Annotated in this window: 6 protein-coding genes; 3 read left to right on the top strand and 3 right to left on the bottom strand. The window is 28.0% G+C overall.

All coding sequences use genetic code 11. The annotated features are described in order from the left end of the window. Window positions 1-2,479: 2,479 nt before the first annotated feature. Window positions 2,480-3,301: a carboxypeptidase-like regulatory domain-containing protein gene (locus MW871_RS15925; protein WP_248429383.1), complete on the bottom strand. Its 822-nt coding sequence runs from the start codon at window positions 3,299-3,301 to the stop codon at window positions 2,480-2,482. 224 nt (window positions 3,302-3,525) lie between these two features. On the opposite strand from MW871_RS15925, the gene MW871_RS15920 reads away from it, so the two are divergent. Genes MW871_RS15920 through MW871_RS15910 form a run of 3 tightly spaced genes read left to right on the top strand, consistent with a single transcriptional unit; the run spans window position 3,526 to window position 5,393 of the window. Beyond that, the gene (locus MW871_RS15920; RefSeq protein ID WP_248429382.1) at window positions 3,526-4,269 is read left to right on the top strand and encodes a hypothetical protein; all 744 of its coding nucleotides are present in this window, start codon (window positions 3,526-3,528) and stop codon (window positions 4,267-4,269) included. A 3-nt stretch (window positions 4,270-4,272) separates the two neighbouring features. Next, window positions 4,273-4,917, top strand: coding sequence for a hypothetical protein (locus MW871_RS15915; RefSeq protein ID WP_248429379.1), 645 nt, complete (start codon window positions 4,273-4,275; stop codon window positions 4,915-4,917). After that, window positions 4,902-5,393: a hypothetical protein gene (locus MW871_RS15910; protein ID WP_248429378.1), complete on the top strand. Its 492-nt coding sequence runs from the start codon at window positions 4,902-4,904 to the stop codon at window positions 5,391-5,393. The genes MW871_RS15915 and MW871_RS15910 overlap by 16 nt, the downstream gene beginning before the upstream one ends. A gap of 196 nt (window positions 5,394-5,589) precedes the next feature. On the opposite strand, the gene MW871_RS15905 is transcribed toward MW871_RS15910, so the two are convergent. Beyond that, window positions 5,590-5,844: a hypothetical protein gene (locus MW871_RS15905; RefSeq protein WP_248429377.1), complete on the bottom strand. Its 255-nt coding sequence runs from the start codon at window positions 5,842-5,844 to the stop codon at window positions 5,590-5,592. 260 nt (window positions 5,845-6,104) lie between these two features. Further along, window positions 6,105-6,842, bottom strand: coding sequence for a toll/interleukin-1 receptor domain-containing protein (locus MW871_RS15900; protein ID WP_248429376.1), 738 nt, complete (start codon window positions 6,840-6,842; stop codon window positions 6,105-6,107). Window positions 6,843-7,312: the final 470 nt, after the last annotated feature.

The following is a 7,312-nucleotide window of genomic DNA, read 5'->3' as shown; positions in this document are numbered from 1 at the left end:
TACATAAATATCTCTTAGTGTCCCATCAGGTTCAAAAATCCATTTTATTTCTTCCCAATTATTTTTCATTGTTAATTTGAATTTTCTTTTAACCGTAAATTTTCTGGTAAACTAGCACACAACGTCTTGGCGCTTGGCGAGGTTGCGGATTTTCTAGCAGAGTATATTCTACCGAAACGAAGATATGAATAAAAACGTTAATTCCACTAAACCCGCAATCACGGCAAACGGCTGTTAGCGGTTCGGCATTCTATTTATTGTAAATGTCTATTCCAAATTATAATTATTGCCTTTACAATTTCTGTCAAATATTTTATTAATCATCTTCTATCACTTTAAAATTCAAAAAAAAATCGAGAAAATTTCGCTTTTTAAGTTTCTATTTATCATTTAAATATTCAGCTAATATCTACATTTTTTTTGTTATCTCAATTAATTCCAATATTCCAGTTTCCACATGCGACAAACTTAATCAGATTCCAACTTTCAAGTTTCTGCTTTCTACAAACATAATCAAATTCAAATTTCTATCTTAAAAACTCAAAAAAAAATCGATGAAATTTATATTTTTAAATTCTAAATATTTTCTATTTCACTCCAGTTTAATTTGCTCCAACACTGCTGACCGCTAACGTCTTGGCGCTTGACGTGGTTGCGGATTTTCTAGCAGAGTATATTCTACCGAAACGAAGATATGAATAAAAACGTTAATTCCACTAAACCCGCAATCACGGCAAACGGCTGTTAGCGGTTCGGCAGTCTATTTATTGTAAATGTCTATTCCAAATTATAATTATTGCCTTTATAATTTCTGCCAAATATTTTATTAAGCATCTTTTATCACTTTAAAATTCAAAAAATAAATCGAGAAAATTTCGCTTTTTAAGCTTCTATTTATCATTTCAATATTCAGCTAATATCTTCATTTTTATTTTTTTTTATCTCGATAAATTCCAACATTCCAGTTTCAACAGACTACAAATATAATCAGATTCCAACTTTCAAGTTTCTGCTTTCTACAAACATAATCAACTTCAATTATCAATCTCAAAAACTCAAAAAAAATCGATGAAATTTATATTATTAAATTCTAAATATTTTCTATTTCACTCCAGTTTTATTTGCTCCAACGCTGCTGACTGCTAACGTCTTGGCGCTTGACGTGGTTGCGGATTTTCTAGCAGAGTATATTCTACCGAAACGAATATATGAATAAAAACGTTAATTCCACTAAACCCGCAATCACGGCAAACGGCTGTTAGCGGTTCGGCAGTCTATTTATTGTAAATGTCTATTCCAAATTATAATTATTGTCTTTATAATTTCTGTCAAATATTTTATTAAGCATCTTCTACCACTTTAAAATTCAAAAAAAAATCGAGAAAATTCCGCTTTTTAATCTTCTATTTATCATTTCAATATTCAGCTAATATCTTCATTTTTCTCTTTTGTTATCTCGATAAATTCTAACATTCCAGTTTCCACATACTACAAACTTAATCAGATTCCAACTTTCAAGTTTCTGCTTTCTACAAACATAATCAACTTCAATTTTTAATCTTAAAAACTCAAAAAAATCGATGAAATTTATATTTTTAAATTCTAAATATTTTCTATTTCACTCCAGTTTTATTTGCTCCAACGCTGCTGACCGCTAACGTCTTGTCGCTACAAGAAGTTTGGGATTAAAGATGCGAGATTTTTCCATTAAACACAAATTTTCCTGAAACAAAACCATTTTCAAATTAAGCCAAATACCCAAATTTCTTGTAACGACTGTTAGTGGCAGGATTTTTAATATTTTAGTTTTGAGTAATTTACTTCCAAGGTTTAATTGTTAAACATCTAATTTTATTTCTAGATTTCTATCTTAAAATTATTGCATTAAATACTAAAATTGAGTTTATGTCTTTTTACAATTTGAATTTAAATATATAACACATAAGATGATTGTTAATTACGAAATTGTTCGTTTGCACCTTTTACATAATATTTTCAGCTAAAAACCTATTAATATTAATGTTGAATTCAAAATTTGCTCGTTTGCACTTTTTACATAATATTTTCAGCTAATAACTTCTTAATATTAATATTGAATTCAAAATTTGCTCGTTTGCACCTTTTATATTTAATTTTTTGACTATAATCTTCAAGATTTGATCTTAAATACAAATTGATTATTTATTCATTTCTGATTTCAATTTTTTAAATCGCATAGAGTAAGAAAAGTTTCACTACTATTTAATTAATCATTAAAGCTTCGCAACTGAAAATCACATTTCATTATTATGATTTTTTCTAAAATACTGTTTTTCAATATTATATATTTTTTTTCAATCTTGCCACTAACGTCTCGCGGCTTTGCGAAGTTGCGAACTTCGTAACCGAGATTTTTCTGTTAAGATAAAATTTCTTGCGAAAGTTAAACGTGATTTTACCACTTATTTCGCAATCTTGCAAAACCGCTGTTGTAGGCTGGCTATTGTTTTACGGTTACATACATTGCCATTGTTAATCCTTTTTTTGTATTCCACGTACCTAAACTAGAAGACCTTGTTATGGATTCTCCAAAAAGTTGTCCGCTATATCTAAAAGGTTCCTTTTCATCGAATTTTTCGGGTATATATTCAATAGTAATAAAGAAAGGGTTATCGAATGTTAAGTCGTATTCAACCAAATCAAAATTATTCCAACCATCTTCAACTTTTTGCTTTACAATTATATTTTCATTGTTTATTTTTTCAAATGGTAAGTTATCTTTAATGTTATAAAAGTTTATTCTAAATCTTGTTGAATCAACATTTACATTAAATAAATTGATATTTACATTCAGTATTTTTGATGGTTTTTTTAATTTAATTTCTTTTGCAAATTCTTGAATGTCGTTATTTTTATCGTTATTAGCCCGAACATAACCTGCAACCATACTGCTGTACGATTTTGTCCCGATTTTCAATTCTGTTGCTTTTGTCGCAACAATAATAACTTCTGATAAATCAATTGTTTTTTGCGTAAGAAAAAATTCTTTATTTTTCGAATTTATAATATCTTCTATCTTTAAATTTAATTCTTCAAAACCGACATATGAAAAAGTTAATATTTCATTTGTCTTCGAATTGTCAATTTTCAATGAAAAGATTCCATTTTCGTCAGAAACAGTTCCAATATTTTTATTTTTAATTCCAATATTTACAAATTGCAATTCTTTACCATCATTGCTTTTTATTTTGCCATTAATTACTACTTGACAAAAAAATGTATTATAAAAAAGAAGAAATGTTATTAAGATGAATTTTCTCATAATTTTTTGGTTAGCTTGCCTACAACGTCTTGGCGCTTGGCGTGGTTGGGGACTTTAAAGCAGAGTATTTTCTGCCGAAACGAAGATATGGTAAAAAACGCTAATTCCACTAAAACCCCAATCTCGCCAAACGGCTGTTGGCAGACGTTTTTTTTAATTTAATTAAAGTTATTAACATTTTTTTATAGAATAAAAATTATATATTAGCACAGAAATTAATAACAATGAACACTACAAATATTAAGTATCAATTAGTTGCTTTCGGCAATTATGATGAAGTAACTCCAAGTGCTGAAAATATGAAATTTTTTTTAGAAAATTTTTCAGATAAAGGATTAATACCTAGTCAGATGCAACAGATAAATCTAAATGTGTCTAATAATAATTTAAAAAACGAATCTGTTAGTAGGTTAGTTTTAACGACCCAAGATAAGAGTTGGAATGTAAGATTTAATGATGAAAGAATTGATATAAATTTATCTAATGTTAAGTATAGTAGTGATGATTTTATCAGTGTTGACGATTTTATTAAAGAAGCTTTTATTATTTTAGATAAAGTAAATTCTAAATTTTCAAAAAATCATAAAAGAATTGGATTTACCATTCAAACAGTTATAAGTAATGTTGTTTCTGTTGATTTATTTAAAAAATTTAATAGCCCTTTAGATTATTTTTCTCACGAAAATCCTACCCAATGGAGCAATAAATTTGCTTTTAGAAAAATTATGGATATTAATGGAAAACAAGAAATAGTTAATATAACTAGTGATTTTTCGTGGTTAAAAGGTAGAATTGGTGTTAATAAGGATGCTCAAGCTTTTGAAGGATTAGTTGTTAATGTTGATATTAATAGCCTTAATGAAAATTTAGATTCTAGGTTTAATATTGATGATATTAAAGAATTTACAAATAAAGCAAAAAATATTCAAGAAGAAATTTCGGCAGAATTATTTGATAAAATTAAGTAAATTATGATAGATATTATTAATGACACTTTTGATTTTTATCAATACTTTGATAAAAATCAAAAAAAAGAATTATTTGAACCACGGATTAATAGGATTGAAAGTGATTTTTTAGACGCTGATTTTCAAGGTATTGTTTTTCCTTCTAATTTTATTATTGAAGAAAATAATACTAATTTCATATATGATGAAAATAAAATTAATCAGACAAGAGAAGAGTATCTAAATACAAAAATCACACCTATTCTTATTTCTTTACTGAAATATGAAGATGTAGAATATGGTATTAAAAGCGAAGGTGAAAAAATAATTAGAGAACAAATTGAACTTAATTGTTCAGTAGCTTTAAATTGGATAAATGACTTATACATAACTTCTTTTAATGATGATAAAGTTTTGCTAGGATTAGTAAAAATTATTGGAAATATTGAAGAAAATATAATTTCTTCAATTGGTCAGGTTATTGCTTTAGCGTCTTTAAGTCATAGAAATAATGAAATAAAAGAGTTGGGAGTTAGAGCATTTGAAAATTGGGCTTCTCCAAAAAGTTATTCTATCTTGTCAAATTTAAATGTTGGACAAGGTTGGTTGCAAGATTATATAAATCAAGTTGTTAAAGATTTAGAAGTTGATTTATGTCTATCCTTGTAAGAAGAATTAATAGAGCTAAATGGGATCAAGTTGATATATCTAATGATGATTCGTCCGCAGATGCAATTACTTTGTGTCTTAAAACTTCTAATAATGATTTATCAACTTGGCTAGTAGATAGTGAAGCTGAAATAGATACGGCTATTTTAGCACTAATTACGGGTTCAAGACAGGAAAATTTATCTACAATTCATATAGTTTATTTTGATGAAACAGTAATTACTGAAAAGAGTTTAAGTTTAAATTCAACCCTTGGAGATACTATAATCAATTCTTTAACTAATAAGCATAGAGACATTAGTGAATTAACCTATTCAAAATTGGGAAGTGTAAAGGAAATAGTTTTAGATTGTTTAAGAAACAATAGATTTAAAACTATAACTAGATCAAATTTAAAAAAAATGCTAGTTAAATCTATTGAAGATGGTTTAATAGAAAAAACTAGTTTATCAGAAGAACTGCAAAGTATTTTATAGTTAATTATTTTCGTGAGTCCCAAAATGTCTGCCAACGTCTTGGCGCTTGGCGAGGTTGGGGACTTTATAGCAGAGTATTTTCTGCCGAAACGAAGATATGATAAAAAACGCTAATTCCACTAAAACCCCAATCTCGCCAAACGGCTGTTAGTAGCTGGCATTTATTTTACTAAATTTATCTTGAATTCATTTGGTTTTATTTTAATTTATAATCTTCAAAATCTACTTCAATTTTTTCAAAATGTTCTGCGACTTCTAAAATAGAATTTATTCTCAAAAGACTTTTTTGATTATTTTCAGCCATTAAGAATGCGAAACCCCAAGTATCTTTTGAAAAGGTAAATTCTCCTATTTCTGAATCTATATTAATTAAAATTTCGTCATTCATCCATAAATCGCTAGCATGTATGATTTTTGGATTGATTTCTGAAATTGTATTTAGTAAATCCATTATAAAATTATCATTTTCTGCACCAAAAAAAAATCAATTAGGAGACTTTTTGAACCATAATTAGGGCGAAATTTGTATTTATACATATAGTTTACTTGGTTTTTTAGGATTTCGTGGGCGCTTGCTACTAACGTCTTGGCGCTTGGCGTGGTTGGGGACTTTTGAAACCGAGTATTTTCGGCTTAACGTAAAAGTAGTAAAAAAACGCTAATTCCACTAAATCCCCAATCACGCCAAACGGCTGTTAGCAGTTGTTTTTTTTAACTTATTAGATTGTTTTCATACGCATACATTAATCCTTTATCTGTAATTGTAATATAACTATTGCCATTTACCCATTTTGTATATCCTAATGTATTCAATTTTATACCAATTACTTTAAACATTACAGGGGAAATTTGTAAAATTTGGCTTACGCGAATTGATTCTGTAAAATGACTAATCCCTTGTAAATTAGCTATTGTTTTTAATGTTTCATTTATTAACTTTATATCTCCATTTAAACTTTCCTTTGGAACTTCTTTAAAAGGATTATTTCCAATTGGAGGTTTTTCAAAAATGGGTGTTTTATGTATTGTTCTTAACAAATTGTCAAAATTAAATTCATACTCGTCATTCTTAGAAAAATTAATATAAAGTTTAGAACTTAGAAAAGTAGGTAGTTTTGTTTCTCCATTTTGTCTAATTATTGGAATAACTTTATTTTCATCTATTCTTTTCAATAAATTAGATGTTACAATCATTTTTTCATATCCAACACCTCCTTCACCATTATTTGCTTTATTTACATATCGTTCTGTGCAAATCATAATTATTTTGTCCGCTTTAGCTAAACTTGTTTCCATAAAATGAGGTACATCGTCGCCTGCTTGTAATTCAAATTGATCAATAATAGCGTCTATACCATTATTTCTTAATCTAATTGCTAATTCTAAAACCCACTTTTTGTGATCAAGTGTATCGTGTGAGTATGATATAAAAACTTTCGGAACTTCCATATGTATTCTAAATTTTCTGTTTTTTCGGTAAAATAACTGCTAACGGTTCGGCTAGGCATAGTGCCTGTTCTGGCCTGTGGCCGGCATTATGCCTAGCCGTTGTTATGTGCTGTTATTTATTCTCTGTTAAGATAATAAAAACAGGAACAGTTGTGCCAGGAGATAGCTAGATAAACGATTAAAAAATATAGTTCCTATCTACTCGGGGGATAGGTACTGTTTTTTTTAATCATAGCCTAAATAGTTAAAAATCTCATATTAAAACTGTTATAATAAAAAAAACTTGATTATATCATTTTTTTCTTATAACTTAGCCAAGCCTTTAAGCGTCTTCGCTTTGAAAATAAATTTTCAGCAAATCTCATTTGAAAGGCTTGACGAAAATTACAAATTTGTATTTCCTGTTTTAATATTCCCTTTCAAATCAAATATTTAGGCTGTTTATCAGGTCTCGATTGCGCAATTGCACA

The organism is Flavobacterium pygoscelis (genome assembly GCF_023162025.1).
In the GTDB taxonomy this organism is placed as follows: domain Bacteria; phylum Bacteroidota; class Bacteroidia; order Flavobacteriales; family Flavobacteriaceae; genus Flavobacterium; species Flavobacterium pygoscelis.
This window is presented reverse-complemented; position numbering and strand designations above follow the sequence as displayed.